General features: G+C 71.7%; 13 protein-coding genes and 1 tRNA gene. 3 read left to right on the top strand and 11 right to left on the bottom strand.

Features of this window, described 5'->3' with window-relative positions; genetic code table 11:
* Positions 1-17 precede the first annotated feature (17 nt).
* From ACFSOX_RS10470 to tesB, 5 genes are all read right to left on the bottom strand, one after another.
* Positions 18-1,247 carry an aminotransferase class I/II-fold pyridoxal phosphate-dependent enzyme gene (locus ACFSOX_RS10470; protein WP_378477755.1) on the bottom strand — a complete coding sequence of 410 codons (1,230 nt, stop codon included), beginning with the start codon at positions 1,245-1,247 and terminating at the stop codon, positions 18-20.
* A 410-nt stretch (positions 1,248-1,657) separates the two neighbouring features.
* A complete protein-coding gene (locus tag ACFSOX_RS10465) occupies positions 1,658-3,100 on the bottom strand; it encodes an ammonium transporter (RefSeq protein ID WP_378477754.1) in 1,443 nt (480 codons plus the stop codon).
* A 28-nt stretch (positions 3,101-3,128) separates the two neighbouring features.
* Entirely contained in the window at positions 3,129-3,467 is a 339-nt protein-coding gene (locus ACFSOX_RS10460; RefSeq protein ID WP_111359962.1) for a P-II family nitrogen regulator, read from the bottom strand.
* 554 nt (positions 3,468-4,021) lie between these two features.
* Positions 4,022-4,360: a P-II family nitrogen regulator gene (locus ACFSOX_RS10455; RefSeq protein WP_378477753.1), complete on the bottom strand. Its 339-nt coding sequence runs from the start codon at positions 4,358-4,360 to the stop codon at positions 4,022-4,024.
* A gap of 374 nt (positions 4,361-4,734) precedes the next feature.
* The gene (gene tesB / locus ACFSOX_RS10450) at positions 4,735-5,604 is read right to left on the bottom strand and encodes an acyl-CoA thioesterase II (protein WP_378477752.1); all 870 of its coding nucleotides are present in this window, start codon (positions 5,602-5,604) and stop codon (positions 4,735-4,737) included.
* Between the two features lie 216 nt (positions 5,605-5,820).
* Here tesB and ACFSOX_RS10445 point away from each other — a divergent pair, with 216 nt between their 5' ends.
* A complete protein-coding gene (locus ACFSOX_RS10445; RefSeq protein ID WP_378477751.1) occupies positions 5,821-7,041 on the top strand; it encodes a ubiquinone biosynthesis hydroxylase in 1,221 nt (406 codons plus the stop codon).
* 150 nt (positions 7,042-7,191) lie between these two features.
* On the opposite strand, the gene ACFSOX_RS10440 is transcribed toward ACFSOX_RS10445, so the two are convergent.
* The 5 genes from ACFSOX_RS10440 to ACFSOX_RS10420 all read right to left on the bottom strand — a co-directional run bounded on the left by ACFSOX_RS10440 (position 7,192) and on the right by ACFSOX_RS10420 (position 10,653).
* Entirely contained in the window at positions 7,192-7,818 is a 627-nt protein-coding gene (locus tag ACFSOX_RS10440; protein WP_378477750.1) for a glutathione S-transferase family protein, read from the bottom strand.
* A gap of 158 nt (positions 7,819-7,976) precedes the next feature.
* Positions 7,977-8,177 (bottom strand): Trm112 family protein, encoded by a 201-nt coding sequence (locus tag ACFSOX_RS10435; protein ID WP_378477749.1) that lies wholly within the window; start codon positions 8,175-8,177, stop codon positions 7,977-7,979.
* 169 nt (positions 8,178-8,346) lie between these two features.
* On the bottom strand, positions 8,347-9,021 hold the full coding sequence (locus tag ACFSOX_RS10430) for an LON peptidase substrate-binding domain-containing protein (RefSeq protein WP_378477748.1): 675 nt from the start codon (positions 9,019-9,021) through the stop codon (positions 8,347-8,349).
* Positions 9,022-9,083: 62 nt separating this feature from the next.
* Positions 9,084-9,995 carry a tetratricopeptide repeat protein gene (locus ACFSOX_RS10425; RefSeq protein ID WP_378477747.1) on the bottom strand — a complete coding sequence of 304 codons (912 nt, stop codon included), beginning with the start codon at positions 9,993-9,995 and terminating at the stop codon, positions 9,084-9,086.
* An 82-nt stretch (positions 9,996-10,077) separates the two neighbouring features.
* Positions 10,078-10,653: a prolyl-tRNA synthetase associated domain-containing protein gene (locus ACFSOX_RS10420; protein ID WP_378477746.1), complete on the bottom strand. Its 576-nt coding sequence runs from the start codon at positions 10,651-10,653 to the stop codon at positions 10,078-10,080.
* Between the two features lie 219 nt (positions 10,654-10,872).
* Between ACFSOX_RS10420 and ACFSOX_RS10415 the strand changes: the two genes are divergently transcribed.
* Positions 10,873-10,947 (top strand) — tRNA-Gly (locus tag ACFSOX_RS10415).
* Positions 10,948-11,373: 426 nt separating this feature from the next.
* On the opposite strand, the gene ggt is transcribed toward ACFSOX_RS10415, so the two are convergent.
* Positions 11,374-13,104 carry a gamma-glutamyltransferase gene (ggt, locus tag ACFSOX_RS10410; protein ID WP_378477745.1) on the bottom strand — a complete coding sequence of 577 codons (1,731 nt, stop codon included), beginning with the start codon at positions 13,102-13,104 and terminating at the stop codon, positions 11,374-11,376.
* A gap of 251 nt (positions 13,105-13,355) precedes the next feature.
* On the opposite strand from ggt, the gene ACFSOX_RS10405 reads away from it, so the two are divergent.
* The gene (locus ACFSOX_RS10405) at positions 13,356-18,266 is read left to right on the top strand and encodes an NAD-glutamate dehydrogenase (RefSeq protein ID WP_378477744.1); all 4,911 of its coding nucleotides are present in this window, start codon (positions 13,356-13,358) and stop codon (positions 18,264-18,266) included.
* The last annotated feature ends 57 nt before the right edge of the window (positions 18,267-18,323 follow it).

The following is an 18,323-nucleotide window of genomic DNA, read 5'->3' as shown; positions in this document are numbered from 1 at the left end:
TCCTCGAAAGATCGAGCTCAGTCCAGCACGGCGACGAGGCGATGCAGCGCCTCGGCCGTGGTCTCCTCGTCCTGAACCATCGCGAGCCGGATGTAGTCGGCCCCCGGATTGCTGCCGTCGGCCTGATCGCGCGCGATGTAACGGCCCGGCAGCACGCGCACGCCGGCCTCCCGCCACAGCGTCAGCGTCACGGCCTCGCTGCCGCCGAGGGCGGCGACGTCGAGCCACAGATAGAAGCCGCCGGCCGGCCGCACATAGCCCCAACGGTCGCCGACGATCTGGTCGGCGAGGTCGAATTTTCGCCCGTAGAGACGCCGGTTCTCCTCCACGTGCGCCTCGTCCGCGTAGGCCGCGGCGGCGACGGCCTGGGCGACGCCCGGCACCTGCGGCGCGGCGACGTTGCGCAGATCGAGGAACTTCTGGAGGAACGCCGCCTCGCCGGCCACGAAGCCGACGCGCAGGCCGGGCAGGTTCGAGCGCTTCGACAGCGACTGGAACACCACCGCGTTGGAGAAGTCGGCGCCGGCCGCCTGCAGGATGCCGGGCGGCGGCTCGCGGGTGTAGATCTCCGAGTAGCATTCGTCGGCGAAGACGAGAAAACCGTGCTTGCGCGCGAGCCCCAGCAGGCGGGCCAGATAGTCGAGGTCGGCGACGGCCCCCTGCGGATTGGCCGGCGAGGCGATGTAGAGCGCCACGGTGCGGGCGAGCAGCGCGTCGTCGAGGGCGTCGAGATCGGGCAGGAAGCCGTTCTGCTTCAAGGCCGGCATGTAGACGACCTCGCAGTCGGCCACCGTGCCGCCGGCCGGATAGGCGGCATAGAACGGGTTCGGCACCAGGACGGCGGGCTTGCCGGGCCGCGGACCGCGGCGCGCCTCGACGAAGCGCTTCGCCGCGATGGCGCCGAGGAACAGCCCCTCGCGGGTGCCGCACAGGACCAGCACCTCGCTCCCCGCATCGACGGGGCGCGGCAGGCCGTAGCGCCGCGTCAGCCAGCCGGCGGCGGCCTCGCGGAACGCGTCGGTGCCCTTGCCGGCCGGATAGCGGCCGAGCGAGGCGAGGTCGGCGACGAGCGCGTCCTTCACGAAGGGCGGGATCGGGTGCTGCGGCTCGCCGATCGACAGGTTGATGGGGGCCTGCGCCGGCACGACGCCCGCGAGCAGCTCGGTGAGCCGCACGAAGGGCGAGCGGGTGTCGGGCGGCCTCGCGGGCGAGGCCGAGGGCGCGCAGGCGGCGGAGGTCATGGACATCGGATCGTGCGGCTCGTGGGCGGGCGCGCCGGACGGCGCGGCCACGTCGGGGTGAAGCTTAGAGGGGGCGAGGTTAAGGCGCGATTAACCATCGACCGTCAAGGGGCGGGGGCGATGGGATGGATCTGACGACCTGGCCGCGAGCGTCCCTCGTTGCCGTCGTTCCGGGGCGCGGCCCGATCGGTCCGCGAGTCCGGAATCCAGCGGCAAGCTCCACAGTCCGGGCTGGATTCCGGGTCCGCCGCGGGCGCGCCGTCCCGGAATGACGGCACATAAAACGGCCCATAAAAAGGAGGCCCCGACACAGGGTCGGGGCCTCCCAGCGGACGGGGCGGTGCCGGGTCTCCACCCCGTCCGTATCGGGCCGCGATGCGTGTCCCGAAGGACGCGCATCGCGGGTGAGACCGGTCTCACATGTTGTAGGCGCGCTCGCCGTGGTCGGCGAGGTCGAGGCCCTCGCGCTCCTGCTCGGCGGTCGGCCGCAGGCCGACGACGAGGTCGACGATCTTGTAGAGGATCGCCGAGCCGACGCCCGACCACACGATGGTCAGGCCGACGGCCTTGAGCTGCGAGATGAGCTGCGCCATCTGGTCGAAGTCGGCGACCTTGGCGGCGACGTAGTCGTAGACGCCGGTGCCGCCGAGCGCCGGGTTGACCAGGATGCCGGTGCCGATGGCGCCGATGATGCCGCCGACGCAGTGGATGCCGAACACGTCGAGGGCGTCGTCGTAGCCGAAGGCGTTCTTCACGACCGAGCAGAAGAACAGGCAGACGATGCCGACGATCAGGCCGAGCACGATGGCGCCCATCGGGCCCGCGAAGCCGGCCGCCGGGGTGACGGCGACGAGGCCGGCGATGCAGCCCGACAGCGCGCCGAGCAGCGACGGCTTGCCCTTGACGATCCACTCCGCGAACATCCACGACAGCGCGGCGGCGGCGGTGGCGACGAAGGTGTTCAGCATCGCGAGCGCGGCCGCGCCGGAGGCCTCCAGCGCCGAGCCGGCATTGAAGCCGAACCAGCCCACCCACAGCAGGGCGGCGCCGATCATCGTCTGGGTCAGCGAGTGGGGGGGCATCAGCTCCTTGCCGAAGCCGATGCGGCGGCCGACGATCAAGGCACCGACGATGCCGGCGATGCCGGCGTTGATATGCACCACGGTGCCGCCGGCGAAGTCGAGCGCGCCCCACGAGAAGATCTGGCCGGCGTCGGCCATCACCTCGTCGAGCTTGGCCTGGGCGGCCGCCTTGGCGGCCTCGTCGGTCGCGGCGGCGACCGCGGCGGCGGCCTCGGCGATCGCGTCGGGGCCGGCCCAGTACCACACCATGTGGGCGATCGGGAAGTAGATCAGCGTGACCCACAGCGGGATGAACAGGGCGAGCGCCGAAAACTTCATGCGCTCCGCGAAGGCGCCGACGATCAGGGCGGGCGTGATCGCCGCGAAGGTCATCTGGAAGCAGACGTAGATCATCTCGGAGATGTTGGCGCCGACCGTGAAGGTGCCGGCCGCCGATTCCGGCGTCACGCCCGAGAGGAACAGCTTGGAGAAGCCGCCGATGAACGGCGAGCCGCCCGTGAAGGTGACGCTGTAGCCGTAGATCGCCCAGATCACGCAGCAGATGCAGACCGTGTAGAACACATGGGCCAGCACCGACAGCATGTTCTTGGAGCGCACCAGGCCGCCGTAGAACAGCGCGAGGCCCGGGATCGTCATCAGCAGCACCAGCACGGCCGACGTCATCATCCAGGCGTTGTCGCCCTTGTTGATGGTCGGCGCCGCCCAGGCGGAGCTCGTCGCCAGCGTCGCCACCGCGAAAGCCGCGATGCCCGCACGATACGGATTCTTTGTTGTCATCATGTCACTCCTGTCCGTTGGGTGCGGATCACAGCGCCGCATTGTCGGTTTCGCCGGTCCGGATGCGGACCGCCTGATCGATGCCGACGACGAAGATCTTGCCGTCGCCGATCTGGCCGGTCTTGGCGGCGCCCGAGATCGTCTCGATCACCTTCTCGACCTGATTGCTCGGCACCGCGATCTCCACCTTCACCTTCGGCAGGAAGCTCACGGCGTATTCGGTGCCACGATAGATTTCGGTATGGCCCTTCTGGCGCCCGTAGCCTTTCACCTCGGTGACGGTCATGCCGTAGACGCCGATGGAGGTGAGCGCATCGCGGACCTCGTCGAGCTTGAATGGCTTGATGATGGCCATGACGATTTTCATAGAATCGATCCCCGCTGGAGCCCCCTCTGGCCGAGGCGGGCTGAAATAACGGCTCGGCGCGCGAGATCGCCCCCCGCAGGCTTAGCCGGGGGAAGCCGAATCAAACCGCGTGCCAACCCGGGTTCCCTTCGGGGGATCCATGATTCCGCGGTGCTTTGTCGCGTGGCCGTCGGAGGGGCGCGACGCCGGGTGCGCCGGAGGGGGTGAAAAGGCGGGCAGTCGCCGCGCGACGGCCACACGCTGCGCAATCGGCGGGCGTTTTCTGCCCAATTAATGATCAGAGAGGGGGCGGACGTTACCGCGGCGTAAACCGCACGCGACCAAAGGATGATCGCCGAGGGGCGGCGGCCGCGAGACGAGCTCGCAGGTGCCGCGCCTCGCACGGTCCGTCATCCCGGCGGGCGACCGAAGATCCGCGAGCCCGGGATCCGTAATCCCGGTATCGGTGGCCCGCGACAGGCAGGGCAGTTCGGATCCCGGGCACGGGCCCTTGCGGGCCCCGCGCCGTGGGACGACGGCGCACTTCTGCAACGCCCCGCGCGGGCGCGCGACGGCTACAGCGCGTCGGCGTCGGACTCGCCGGTGCGGATGCGCATCGCCCGGTCCACCTTGGTGACGAAGATCTTGCCGTCGCCGATCTGGCCGGTGCGGGCGGCGCCGCTGATCGCCTCGATCACGCTGTCGACCCGGTCGGCCGGCACCACCACGTCGATGCGCACCTTGGGCAGGAAGCTCACCGCGTATTCGGCGCCCCTGTAGATCTCGGTGTGCCCCTTCTGGCGGCCGTAGCCCTTCACCTCGGCGACCGTCATGCCGGTGACCCCGATGCGGGTCAGCGCCTGGTGCACGTCGTCGAGCTTGAACGGCTTGATCACCGCGATCACGAGCTTCATGGCGGCCCCCTCTGTCGTGTTCGGCGGCCGTGCGGCCGCCGGGCGGTGCCGTGCCCGGCTCGGCCGACGGCACCGCGATGGACGAAGCATGGAAATGACGTCCGTGCGCCGAAAAACCGCGCCGACGCCGGAAGAGCGAGCCGTCACACTACGACAAGGAAACGCCGCCGTCAGCCGCCCTGTGGGCCGACCGGCCGCGCCGGCCGGCGCACCGATCAGACCGATTCCGGCACGTCCCACCCGGGGGTCTGTCCGAGGCGGCGCGCAGCGCCGAAGCCGGGCTCCCGCCGAGAGCTGCGAGCGCGCCGCTGGATTCGGGGTTCGCGGCGATGCCGCGCCCCGGAATGACAGAGACCCGTCGAGCGGATATCGACTCAGCCGTGACGTGGCCGCACCACGCCCTCCTGCGCCACCGAGGCGACCAGCGTCCCGTCGCGCGCGAAGATCAGGCCGCGGCCCAGCCCGCGGGCGCCGTGCGCGTTCGGGCTGTCCTGGCAGTAGAGCAGCCACTCGTCGGCCCGGAACGGCCGGTGGAACCACATCGCGTGGTCGAGGCTCGCCGCCATGATGTCCTTCTCGAACAGGGTGCGGCCGTGCGGGATCATCGAGGCGTCGAGCAGCAGCATGTCGGACGCGTAGGCGAGCACGCAGCGGTGGATCGCCGGCTCGTCGGGCAGCCGCCCGGTGGTGCGGATCCACACGTGGAAGCGACCCTCCGGATGCGCCTTGCCGAGATAGCGCTCGAACTCGACCGGGCGCAGCTCGATCGGCCGCTCGCGCTCGTAATAGCCGCGCACCGGATCGGGCATCAGCGGCAGGATGCGCTCCTTCAGCTCGAGCTCGCTCGGCAGGTTCTCGGGGCCCGCCACGTCGGGCATCGCGAACTGATGCTCGAAGCCCTCCTCGGGGCGATGGAACGACACCATGGCCGAGTAGATCGGCCGGCCGTGCTGGATCGCGGTGACGCGCCGTGTCGTGTAGCTCTTGCCGTCGCGCAGCCGCTCGACCTCGTAGATGATCGGCACCTTGGGATCGCCGGCGAGCAGGAAGTAGGCGTGCAGCGAATGCGGCGGCCGCTCGGCGATCTCCGCCACGGTGCGGCAGGCGGCGACCAGCGCCTGGCCGATCACCTGGCCACCGAAGACGCGCTGCCAGCCCGACTGCGGCGAGCGTCCGCGAAAGAGGTTCACCTCGAGCGGCTCGAGATCGATGACGGACAGAAGGTGCTGGACGGCGGACGCCATGAGTTCACGACCTGTCGTTTCGCTGGGATGTCGCAGTGACGCCGGCGCAGCCCCCGAAGTCAAGGCACCGCGCGTGGCGCCGCGCGTCTCCGCGACAGCGGGCGCGACGGTGCGGGGGCACAGGTCGCATGGCCCGGGCCGGCGAAGCGGTGCTATAGGTCGCGATCGAGGCGGCCTGCTGCGCGTCGATGCGCGGCCGAAGGATGCGGTGACGAGATGACGGTCGAACGGACCCATGTGGTGATCGCCGGCGGCGGCTTCGCCGGCTTGGCGCTGGCGCTGGCACTGCGCCAGTCGCTCGGGCCGACCTTCGAGGTGGTGGTCGCCGATCCGGCCGTGGCGCGGCCCGCCGTCGACGCGCGCGCCTCGGCGATCGCGGCGGCGACCCGGCGCATGCTGGAGACGCTCGGCGTGTGGCCGTCCGTCGCCGCGCAGGCCCAGGACATCCTCGACATGGTGATCACCGACAGCCGGCTCGACGACGCCGTGCGGCCGGTCTTCCTCACCTTCGCGGGCGAGGTGGCGCCCGGCGAGCCCTTCGCTCAGATGGTCGAGAACGCGGTTCTGCTGAAGGCGCTGCTCGCGCGCGCCGAGGTCGACGGCCTCGATCTGCGCCCGACCAGCGTCACCGGCTACGAGACCGGACCGCAGGGCGTCACCGTGACGCTCGGCGACGGCGCCGTGGTGGAGGCGAGCCTGCTGGTCGCCGCCGACGGCGTGCGCTCGCGGCTGCGCGACCTCGCCGGAATCACGGTGGTCGGCTGGGAGTATGGCCAGTCGGCGATCGTCACCACGGTGAAGCACGAGCGCGACCACGGCGGCCGCGCCACCGAGCATTTTTTACCGGCCGGTCCCTTCGCGATTCTGCCGTTGACCGACAACCGGTCGTCACTCGTCTGGGTCGAGACGACCGACGAGGCGACGCGCATCGTCGCGCTGCCCGACGCCGCCTTCCACGACGAGCTGGAAAAGCGCTTCGGCCTGCATCTCGGCGCGCTCGAAGCGGTCGGGCCGCGCCAGCACTATCCGCTCGGCCTCGGCGTCGCCCGCGCCTTCGTGGCGGAGCGCCTCGCGCTGATCGGCGACGCCGCGCATCGCGTCCATCCGATCGCCGGCCAGGGGCTCAATCTCGGGCTTCGTGATTCGGCGGCGCTCGCCGAGGCGGTCGCCGACGCGGCCCGGCTCGGCCTCGACATCGGCGGGCCGGACGTGCTGGAGCGCTACCAGCGCTGGCGGCGCTTCGACACCATGACGATGGGCATCGCCACCGACGGCCTCAACCGCCTGTTCTCCAACCGCTCCGACGTGCTGCGCCTGGTGCGCGATCTCGGCCTCGGCCTCGTCGACCGAGCGCCCGTCCTCAAGCGCGTCTTCGTGCGCGAGGCCGCCGGCCTCTCCGGCGAGGTGCCGAAGCTCCTGAAGGGCGAGGCGCTGTAGGGAGGGCTTTCACGACCTTCTCTGACTCGGTCATGGCCGGGCTTGTCCCGGCCATCCACGTCTTTGCCTTCGCGCCGCCCGAAGGGCGTGGATGGCCGGCACGAGGCCGGCCATGACGGCGGCGGTGCTTACGGCCGCCCCCTCAGACCATCACACCATCGGAATCGAGGCGACGTGCTGCTGGAAGGCGGGGCGTGAGTCGATGGCGCCGTACCAGCGCTCGAGATTCGGCAGGGTCGGCCGCTCCGGCACCAGCTCCAGGAAGCGCCGCGCCATGATGGCGAGCGGGATGTCGCCGTAGGAGAACGAGTCGCCGGCCAGATAGGCGGACTGCGCCAGCGCCGCGTCGACGATCCCGAAGGCCGCGATGCTCTTCTCCTTGCCGGCCGCGATCGCCGCCGCGTCGCGCTTCTCCGGCGGCGTGCGCACGAGCTGCCAGAACACCGGGATGATGGCCGGCGCCGCCACGGTGAGCTGCCAGTCCATCCACTGGCCCGCCAGGGCGCGGCCGCGCGCGTCGGCGGGCTCCAGCGGCTCCGGCCCGTGCGTCGCGGCGAGGTGGCGGACGATCGCGTTCGACTCCCACAGCACGAAGCCGTCGTCGTCGCGCATCGTCGGGATCAGGCCGTTGGGGTTCAGCGCCAGATACTCGGGATCCCGGTTGCCGCCGAACGGCCCGCCGAGATCGATGCGCTCGTGCGCGAGGCCGAGCTCGCCGATCGCCCACATCACCTTCTGCACGTTGGACGAGGTCGTCCGCCCCCAGATCGTCAGCATGTTTTGTCCCGGCTTCGGCGTTCCGCCATGGTCGTTCCGGGGCGCGGGCGAACGCTCGCGAATCCGGACTCCCGAGGCGACGAACATGGTCGGCGCTGGTCCCGGCGTCGCGCTTTCGGCGCGCTCCGGGATGACGGCTCGGCGATCGTGGCCGCGCCTCAGTCGAGGCGGCGGGCCTCGTCGACCAGCATGATCGGGATGCCGTCGCGGATCGGATAGGCGAGGCGGGCCGCCCGCGACACCAGCTCCTGGCGCTCGGCGTCGTATTCGAGCGGGCCCTTGGTCAGCGGGCAGACGAGAATGTCGAGAAGCTTCGGGTCGACGGCGCCGGCGGCGCGGTCGGAAGACGTCGAGGTCATGGGGTCGATCCGTTCGTGAACATCCGCCGCCGACCGAGATGGTCCGGCGAGGCCGGACGATCCGGCGCGGCGGGCCGGGCGGGGCACCATACTCTCGGGCTCGTGGGGCGCCAACGGCCGGGCGAGGTGCCGGGTTCCGTCCGCCGCCCGCGCCGGCGGACCGCCGCCCTCACTGCAGGGGGGCGTCGCCCGAGTTGCGGCCCTTGGCGAGCTCGATCTCGGTGACGGCGACCAGGATCTCGGCCCGGGTCTTGAGGTCGGGGGCCTCCAGGAGGGCCTGCTTCTCGGCCGGGCCGTAGGGCGACATCATCGCCAGCGCGTTGACCAGCGCCTCGTTGGGGGCGCTCTCGATGCCGTCCCAATCGGCCTTGAGCTTGTTGGCCTCGAGGAAGTCGCGCAGTGCCCGCAGGAGCGCGGCGCGGTCGACCGCCTTCTCGCCCTTGCGGGCGACGAAGTCGTCGGCGAACGGCGCGTAGGAGACGAGGCACTGGCGGTAGGGCGTGTCGACGGCGAGCTCGTGCTCCAGCCGGAAGCGCGACACCCCGGTGAGCTGCAGCAGATAGCGCCCGTCGCCGCTCTCGGCGAACTGGGTGATGCGGCCGACGCAGCCGACACGGAACAGGGTCGGCTTGTCCTCCGGCCCCGGATGGGCGCTGTCCGGCTGGATCATGCCGATCAGCCGGTGGCCGCTCCTGAGCGCGTCGTCGACCATCGCGAGATAGCGCGGCTCGAAGATGTTGAGCGGCATCTGGCCGCGCGGCAGCAGGAGCGCGCCCGGCAGCGGGAACACCGGCAGGGTGGAGGGCAGGTCCGCCGGGCCCCGATACGTCGCGTTCATGGGCATGGCCGATCTCCGGGTCCGGTCCGGCGCGCCGGATCGACCGGCGCCGGTCCGGCGATGGACACTCAGGCGAACAGGATCGAGGACAGGCGGCGGCGGCCCGAGACGGTCGCCTCGTCGGTCGGCCCCCAGGCCTCGAAGAGCTGGACGAGCTGCTTGCGGGCGCCGTCGTCGTTCCACTTGCGGTCGCGCCGCACGATCTCGAGCAGGTGATCGACCGTCTCGCCCTTGCGGCCCTTCGCATTGAGGGCGAGGGCGAGGTCGTAGCGCGCCTGATGGTCGAGCGGATCGGCCGCGACCTTCTTCTCCAGCTCGACCAGCGGTCCGAGCGCGGCGGCCTGCTCGGCGACCTCGAGGGCGGCCGCCGCGGCGGCGACCGGCGCCTGGGCGCGCTTGCCCTCCGGCACCATGGCGAGCGTCTGCCGGGCCTGGTCGAGCGCGCCGGTCTCGACATAGCAGCGCACCAGGCCGGCCATCGCGTGCAGGTTCTCGGGGTCGTGCTGGAGCACCTCGGCATAAATCTGCGCGGCCGAGGCGGCGTCGCCGTCGACCAGGGCGGCGTCGGCCGCCTCCAGGGCCTCGGCGACCGGATCGCCCTCGGGCGCCGCGCGGCCGCGGGTCAGCCGGTCCAGGAAGGCGACCACCTGGCTCTCCGGCAGGGCGCCCATGAAGCCGTCGGCCGGGCGGCCGTCGACGAAGGCGATCACGGCCGGGATCGACTGGATGCCCATCTGGCGCGGGATGGCGCCGTGCTCGTCGATGTTCATCTTGACGAGCTTGACCCTGCCGCGCGCCGCCTTGACCACCTTCTCGAGGATCGGCGTGAGCTGCTTGCAGGGCTGGCACCACGGCGCCCAGAAGTCGACCAGCACGGGCTGCCGGCGCGACTCCTCGATCACGTCGGCCACGAAGCCCTGGGTGGTCGTGTCCTTGATGAGCCCGTCCGCGGCCACCGCCGCTCCGCCGTCCTGAAGCATCTGGAGTGTCCTTGTATCGGGGTGCCGCCGCCCCCATCGAGCGACTAGATGGGGAAGCACGGAACTCATTGCAATCGCGTCGTCAATCGGCCGGGTGGCCGAGCCCCTGCGCGGCCGCTTCGGAGACCGTGACGAGGCGCGGCTCGTGGCCCGTGTGGCGCAGGAATCGCAGGAGGTCGGCGGGTGCGATCGCCGTCGTCATGGTGTTGACCAGCGGATGATAGTTGAGCGGATCACGCGCCAGCATGGGCTCGTCCAGCACGACGGTGACCCGCAGGGCGGTGTCGTTGATGACCGCGAACGGGGTCACCGAGCCGGGCGTCACCCCGAGAACCTCCTGCATCAGCGCGGCCGAGCCGAACGAGAGCCGGCCGGCCGACTGACCGGTCGACGCCGACTCACCGGACGAGAGCCGCCGGTGCAGGCCCTTGAGGTCGATCACGGCGTCTTCGAGCGCCACCACCAGGAACAGCGTGCCCCGCTTGTCCTTGAGAAACAAGTTCTTCGTGTGCCCGCCCGGGATCGTGCCGCGGAGCGCCTGCGATTCCTCGACCGTGAACAGCGGCGGATGCGACACGGTGCGATGCGCGACGCCGAGGCGATCGAGGCAGGCGAACAGGTCGTCGGGGGCGGCGGGGCGGGAGAAGGCGGGCGGCATGGCGGGCGGGCTCGGCGGGCGGGCTCGGCGGGCGAACGGGGATCCTGGTCGGGCGGCGGCACTGGACCCTGCCGGACGCCCCGGCGTCAACCCCGCAGGCGATGCGCGACGGCGCCACGGACGGTCCGGCGCGGATCTGGAATTCGGTGCGACGGGACGGTTGCCAAGCCATCCGAGTTTGGGTAGAGAAGCGCTCCGGCGGCGCTGCCGCCCACGGATGCGGGTGTAGCTCAGGGGTAGAGCACAACCTTGCCAAGGTTGGGGTCGAGGGTTCGAATCCCTTCGCCCGCTCCAGTTCTCCCGGGTGCGATTGGCCCGGTCGCTTTCGCGAAAGACGTTTTGCAGACATCGATTGCACCGGGACGACCGCAATGTTTCGGGTGTTGTTGCGCTCCCTGAAGTCTCCCGCCGGCTCCTCCGATCCCGTCGCCGGCCGCTGCAAGACCGCTCCGCTCTTCGTCCCGTCCTATCGCAGCAGCGGCGCGATCCGCGTCAATGCGCGCCCCTCCCGGCCGACACTCGATCGCCGCAAGCTCGGCCGCCTGATCGAGGCTCGCCGCCGGGCGAGCTGAGCGGACGTTCCGGTCGATCGCGTTCTGGTCATTCCCGGGCGCGGGCGTCAGCGCGCGAACCCGGACTCCAGCGAAGACGTCCGACCTCGCGGCCGGATTCCGGATCGCCCCGGGGCGCGAGGCGTCCGGATCGACGGCGCCGGTCGACTCACTCCGCCGCCGCGCCGGCGCCGCGTGCCCGGCGGTCGGCGACACCGACGACGCCGTCCGGCGTGACGACGACGGTGTGGGCCGAGCCCGAGGTGGCGCCGACCTCGACCATGTGGCCCATCGCGGCGAGCGCCCGGGCGGTCGCGGGCGGGATCGCCCGCTCGAGCAGCAGCACGTCGGGCCGCCACTGGTGATGGACGCGCGGCGCCGCGACCGCGGCGGCCGGCGACAGGTCGAAGTCGAGCCGGCCGAGAATCACCTGCAGCACCGTCGAGATGATCCGGCTGCCGCCGGGCGCGCCGGTGACGAGCACGGTGGTCCCGTCCTTCAAGACGATGGCCGGCGTCATCGAGGACAGCGGCCGCTTGCCTGGCGCCGGGGCGTTGGCGGCGCTGCCGATAAGGCCAAAAGCGTTCGGGGCGCCGGGCTTGGCCGAAAAATCGTCCATGGTGTTGTTGAGCAGCACGCCGGTGCCGTCGGCGACCAGCCCCATGCCGTAGTTGAAGTTGAGCGACGTGGTCAGCGCCACGGCGTTGCCGTCGCGGTCGACGACCGAGAGATGCGTGGTGTTCGCCCCGCCGCCACCGAGCGCCGGGCTGTCCGGCCGGATCGTCGCGGCCGGCCGCGCCGTCTGTGGGTCGATGCCACGACGCAGCTCGGCCGCGTAGGCCTTGGACAGCAGCTGGCCCAGCGGCACGTCGACCTGGTCGGCGTCGCCCAGGAACGCCGCGCGGTCCGCATAGGCGAGCTTCATGGCCTCGACGACGAGATGCAGGGTGGCCGACGCGCCGGCGCCGAGCGCCTTCAGGTCGTAGCCTTCGAGGATGTTCAGCATCTCGATCAGATGAACGCCCCCCGAGGAGGGCGGCGGCATCGACAGGATCTCGTAGCCCCGATAGGTGCCGCGCACCGGCGGCCGCACCACGGCCCGGTAGCCGGCGAGATCCTCGGCCGTCAGGAGGCCGCCCGCCGCCCGCACGGTCGAGACGATCTTGTCCGCCACCGGCCCGCGATAGAAGCCGGCCGGCCCCGCGACGGCGATCCGCTCCAGCGTCTCGGCGAGATCGGGCTGGCGCAGCAGGCTGCCCTCGGCCGGCGCCTTGCCGCCGGGGAGAAAGACCTTGGCCGACGACGGCCACTGGCCCAGCCGCCGCTCGGCGAGCGTCAGCGTCTCGAACAGGTCGCCCGTCACCGGAATGCCGTCGCGCGCCAGCTGCACGGCCGGCCCGATCAGCTCGGCGAGCGACAGCTTGCCCGACCCGTACCGCTCGTGCGCCAGCGCGAGGCCGGCGACGCTGCCCGGCACCGCGATGGCGCTGGCGCTGAACCGCGCCTTCAGCGGATCGGCATTGCCGGCCGCGTCGAGGAACATGTTCGGGGTCGCCGCCGCCGGCGCGGTCTCGCGGAAATCGATGGTCACCGGCTCGCCGCCGGCCCGGTGCAGCACCAGAAACCCGCCGCCGCCGAGATTGCCGGCACGCGGCAGCGTGACGGCGAGCGCGAAGGCGGTGGCGACGGCGGCGTCGACGGCGTTGCCGCCGCGCGCCAGCACGGCGGCACCGATGCGGCTCGCCTGCGCCTCCTGGCTCGCCACCATGCCGTGCCGCCCCGTGACGGCGCTGGCGTCGATCTCGCCCGTGCTGGGCGACACGTCGGTCGCCTGCTGGGCGGCGGCGGGCGGCGACGCCGCGAGGACGAGCGACAGGAGGAGCGCGAGAGCGAGACGCATCGGACGGATCGGCCTTTTCGGACGGAGCGTTGGGGGCAGGACAATGCCCGATATGGGAGGCCGGCGGGCGAAATGCCCGGCCGGCCAGTGTCGCCCCGGACCTGCCCGGCGATCGCGTCGCCGGCGTGACGCCGCCCCCCGGCCGACGCAAGGCCGATCCGCATACGTAATCGGCGCTCTGCCGTAATCGTGTGCAGAGGTTTACATGGGGACCGGCTCGAACCCCGAGCCGATGTCGCGAGGAGCACGCCATGGATGCGGACACGGCGGGAGCCGGAGCGGGCTTCGGGTCAGGATTCGGAACGGGACCGACCCACGACGAATCGCGTGCGAGGCACGTGATCGCGGCGGCCGATGCGATCCTGGCGGCCCGCCACGGGGACGCCGCGGCCGGGCTGGCCGGCGTGCTGTTCGGCGCGGTCGCGTTCGAGGATCTCGCCGAGTACGACGCGGACGAGCTCGCCGCGCTGGCGGACGACGCCCTCGCCTTCGTGACGGAGCGGACGCCCGGTGCGCCGAAGATCCGGATCGTGACGCCCGACGCCGTCGCGGCGCCGGCGCCCGTGTCGGTGATCGAGATCGTCAACGACGACATGCCGTTCCTGGTCGACTCGGTGCTCGGCGCGCTGCGCGATCACGGGCTCGATCCGCTGCTCGTCGCCCATCCGGTTCTCGCCGTGACGCGCGATGCCGACGCCCGCCTGCAGGCGTGGGCGCCCGCGGCTGCGGCCACGACCCCGGGAACCGCGCGCGAAAGCCTGATCCACATCCATGTCGGGCGCATCGTCGATGCCGCCCGCCGCGACGTGATCGTCGCCGCGCTCGTGACGACGCTCGCCGACGTGCGGCTCGCCGTGACGGACTGGCGCGCCATGCGGGCGCGGCTCGAGGAGGTGATCGCGACGCTCGAGCGCGACCCGCCGCCGCTGCCGGACGGCGAGGTCGCCGAGGCGACCGCCTTCCTGCGCTGGCTCGCCGACGACAACTTCACGTTCCTCGGCATGCGGGCGCACGCGATCGGCGACACCACCGCCGCGCCGGGCGAGGCGGAGGAGGCCGCGTCCACCGACGCGCTCGGCATCCTGCGTCAGCACGACGTGCGGGTGCTGCGCCGCGGCCGCGACTTCGTGACGATGACACCGGAGGTGATGGAGTTCCTGCAGGAGCCGAAGGCCCTGATCATCACCAAGGCGAACGCGCGCTCGCGCGTCCATCGCCGCGTCCACATGGACTATGTCGGCATCAAGCGCTTCGACGCGAGCGGCCGCGTGGTCGGCGAGCTGCGCCTCGTCGGCCTGTTCACGGCGACCGCCTACACGCGCTCGGCCCGCGGCATCCCGTATCTGCGGCGCAAGGTCGAGGCCGTGCTGGCGCGCGCCGGCTTCGCGCCGGCCAGCCATTCGGCCCGCGTGCTCGCCAACGTGCTCAAGACCTATCCGCGCGACGAGCTGTTCCAGATCGACGAGGACACGCTGCTTCGCTTCGCGCTGATCGTCATGCATCTCGGCGAGCGGCCGCGGGTGCGCGTGCTGCCGCGGCTCGATCGCTTCGACCGCTTCGTCTCGGTGATCGTCTACGTGCCGCGCGACCGCTACGACTCGACCATCCGCGAGGCGATCGGGACGTATCTCGCCGCCGTCTACACGGGCCGCATCGTCGCCTTCTATCCGTGGTTCCCGGACGGGCCGCTGGTGCGGGTCCACTACATCGTCGGCCGCTTCGCCGGCGCGACGCCGCGCCCGAGCCGCGCCGCCCTGGAGGACGCCGTCTCCGCCATCGTGCTGACCTGGCAGGACCGGCTCGCCGCGGCGCTCGCCGCCAGCCACGAGCCGGCCCGTGCCGCGGCCCTGCGGGAGAGATACGCCGAGGCGTTCTCGCGCGCCTATCGCACCGCCTTCACGCCGTCGACGGCGGTCGAGGACATCAAGATCCTGGAGCGTCTGACGCCGGAGCGACCGCTCGGCGTCGACTTCTATCGCAACGCCACCGACGCGGCGGCCTGCGCCCGCCTGAAGGTGTGGAGCCAGGGCCGGCCGATCCCGCTGTCCGAGCGCGTGCCAGTGCTCGAGCACATGGGCTTCCGGGTCGTCGAGGAGAGCACGTTCCGGGTGGCGACGCCTTCCAGCGACGCCGCACCGGAGGGCGCGGCGTCCCATGCTTCGGTGTGGCTGCACGACATGCTGCTGGAGCGACTCGGCGGCGGCGCCGTCGACCTCGACCTGCTCGGCCGAAGGCTCGAGGCCGTCTTCCTGATGGCGATGCGGGGCGTCGCCGAGGACGACGGCTACAATGCGCTGGCGCTGGTCGCCGCCATGCCGTGGCGCGACATCGCGCTGGTGCGCATGCTGTCGCGGGCGCTGCGCCAGTTCGGCATCCGCTACTCGCAGGACTACATGTGGGCGACGCTGACCCGCCACCCGGCCATCGCCGAGCGGATCGTCGCGTTGTTCCATGCCCGCTTCGCCCCGCGCCAGGGCCTGTCGGTCGACGACCGCGCCGACCACGAGACCGAGATCCTGCACGAGATCGACACGGCGCTCGACGCCGTCGACAGCCTCGACGAGGACCGCATCCTGCGCCGCTTCGTCAATCTCGTCCTCGCGGCGGTGCGCACGACGTATTATCAGCTCGATCGCGACGGCCTGCCCAAGCCCGTGATGGCGATCAAGTTCGACAGCCGCCGCATCGACGACCTGCCGCTGCCGCGGCCGCTCTACGAGGTGTTCGTCTACTCGCCGCGGCTGGAGGCCGTGCATCTGCGCTTCGGCAAGGTGGCGCGCGGCGGCATCCGCTGGTCGGATCGGCCCCAGGACTTCCGCACCGAGGTGCTGGGCCTGGTGAAGGCCCAGCAGGTGAAGAACGCCGTCATCGTGCCGGTCGGCGCCAAGGGCGGCTTCGTGCCCAAACAGCTTCCCGCCGGCGGCAGCCGCGAGGCCGTGCAGGCCGAGGCGATCGCCAGCTACGAGCTGTTCATGGGTGCGCTGCTCGATCTCACCGACACGATCGCGCCCGACGGCCGCGTGATCGCGGCCGACACGGTGCGGCACGACGGCGACGATCCCTACCTGGTCGTCGCCGCCGACAAGGGCACGGCGACCTTCTCGGACATCGCCAACGGCATCGCCCGGGCGCACGGCTTCTGGCTCGACGACGCCTTCGCGTCGGGCGGCTCGGCCGGCTACGACCACAAGGCGATGGGTATCACGGCGCGCGGCGCCTGGGAGGCGGTGAAGCGCCACTTCCGCGAGATGAACGTCGACATCGGCAAGGTGCCGTTCACGGCGGTCGGCGTCGGTGACATGTCGGGCGACGTGTTCGGCAACGGCATGCTGCGCGAGCGCACGACGAAGCTGATCGCGGCCTTCGACCACCGCGACATCTTCATCGACCCGACGCCCGATCCGGAGCGCAGCTTCAAGGAGCGGGCGCGACTGTTCGCCCTGCCGCGATCGAGCTGGCAGGACTACGACAAGGCGCTGATCTCCGCCGGCGGCGGCGTGTTCCCGCGCAGCGCCAAGGAAATCACGCTCTCGAAGGAGGCCCAGGCGGCGATCGGGCTCAAGAAGGAGCGCGTCACCCCGGCCGAGCTGATGAGCGCCATCCTGAAGGCGCCCGTCGATCTTCTGTTCTTCGGCGGCATCGGCACCTATGTGCGCGCGCCCGAGGAGACCAACGACCAGGCCGGCGACCGCGCCAACGATTCGATCCGCATCACCGGCCCGGAGCTGCGCTGCAAGGTGATCGGCGAGGGCGCCAATCTCGGCCTGACGCAGCGCGGCCGGATCAGCGCGGCGTTCGCCGGCGTGCGGCTCAACACCGACGCGATCGACAACTCGGCCGGCGTCAACACGTCCGACGTCGAGGTGAATCTGAAGATCGCGCTCGGCCGGCCGCTGCGCGACGGTCGGCTCGACCGTCCGGGCCGCGACGCGCTGCTCGCCTCGCTGACCGACGACGTCGCCCGCGTCGTGCTGCGCAACAACTACCAGCAGACCCAGGCGCTCTCGCTGGCGCAGCGCCGCGGCCTGGAAGACCTCGGCTTCCAGCAGCGGCTGATGCAGACGCTGGAGCGCCGCGGCCTCCTCGACCGCGCCGTCGAGATGCTGCCCGACGACGTCGAGATCGCCGAGCGGCGCAGCCGCGGCGTGCCGCTGACGCGGCCCGAGCTCGCCGTGCTGCTCGCCTACGCGAAGCTGTCGCTCTCGCACGACCTCTTGGAGTCGTCGATTCCCGACGACGCCTATCTGGGTCGCGAGCTCGGTCGCTACTTCCCGCCGGTCGTCGGCGAACGGTTTCCCGACGCGCTCGCCGAGCACCGGCTGCGCCGCGACATCATCGTGACGCAGCTCGCCAACTCGATGATCAACCGCGGCGGCCCGACCCTGATCGTGCGCATCGCCGACCAGACCGGTGCGGGACCGGACCGCATCGCCGCCGCCTTCGCGGCGGTGCGCGACTCGTTCGACATGGTGGCCCTCAACACGGCGATCGAGGCGCTCGACAACCGCATCCCGGGCGACCTGCAGCTCGCGCTCTTGGAGCAGGTGCAGAACCTGCTGCTCGACCGCATGGTGTGGGTGCTGCGCCGGCTCGATCTCTCCGGCGGCCTCGCCGGCATCGTCGAGCATCACCGGGCCGGCATCGCCGCCATCGAGGCGGCGCTCGACCATGTGCTGCCGAAGCCCGCCCAGGTGGCGCGCGCCTCCCGCACCTCAGAGCTCGCCGCCGCCGGGGTGCCCGAGGCGCTGGCGCAGCGGCTCGCCGACATGCCGCAGATCGGCGGCGCGCTCGACGCGATCCGGGTCGCCGACCGGGTCGGCCGCCCGGTCGAGGACGCCGCGGCGACCTGGTTCGCGGTCGCGGCGCAATTCGACATCGACCGCCTCTCGGCCGCGGCCCGCAAGATCGTCGTCGCCGACTATTTCGATCGCCTCGCGCTCGACCGGGCGCTCGATCAGATCGGCGACGCGGCGCGCCGCATCACGGCCGAGACGATGGTGGACGGGCGCTCCGGCGCCGCCGCCGTGGAGGCCTGGACGACGGCGCGCGGCAGCGCGGTCGACCGGGTGCGGGCCGCCGTGCAGGAGATCGCCGCGTCGGGCCTGACGCTGTCGCGTCTCTCCGTCGCGGCGAGCGTCCTGGGTGACCTCGCGCCGGGGTGATCGCCGGTGGGGCACGGGCGATGCGCCGAGAGGAGCGATCTGGTACGACGGGAGCCG

The organism is Rhodoplanes azumiensis (assembly GCF_042682915.1).
Classification (GTDB): Bacteria; Pseudomonadota; Alphaproteobacteria; order Rhizobiales; family Xanthobacteraceae; genus Rhodoplanes; species Rhodoplanes azumiensis.
The sequence above is the reverse complement of the archived record's forward strand: the minus strand, read 5'-3'. Positions and strand labels throughout refer to the sequence as shown.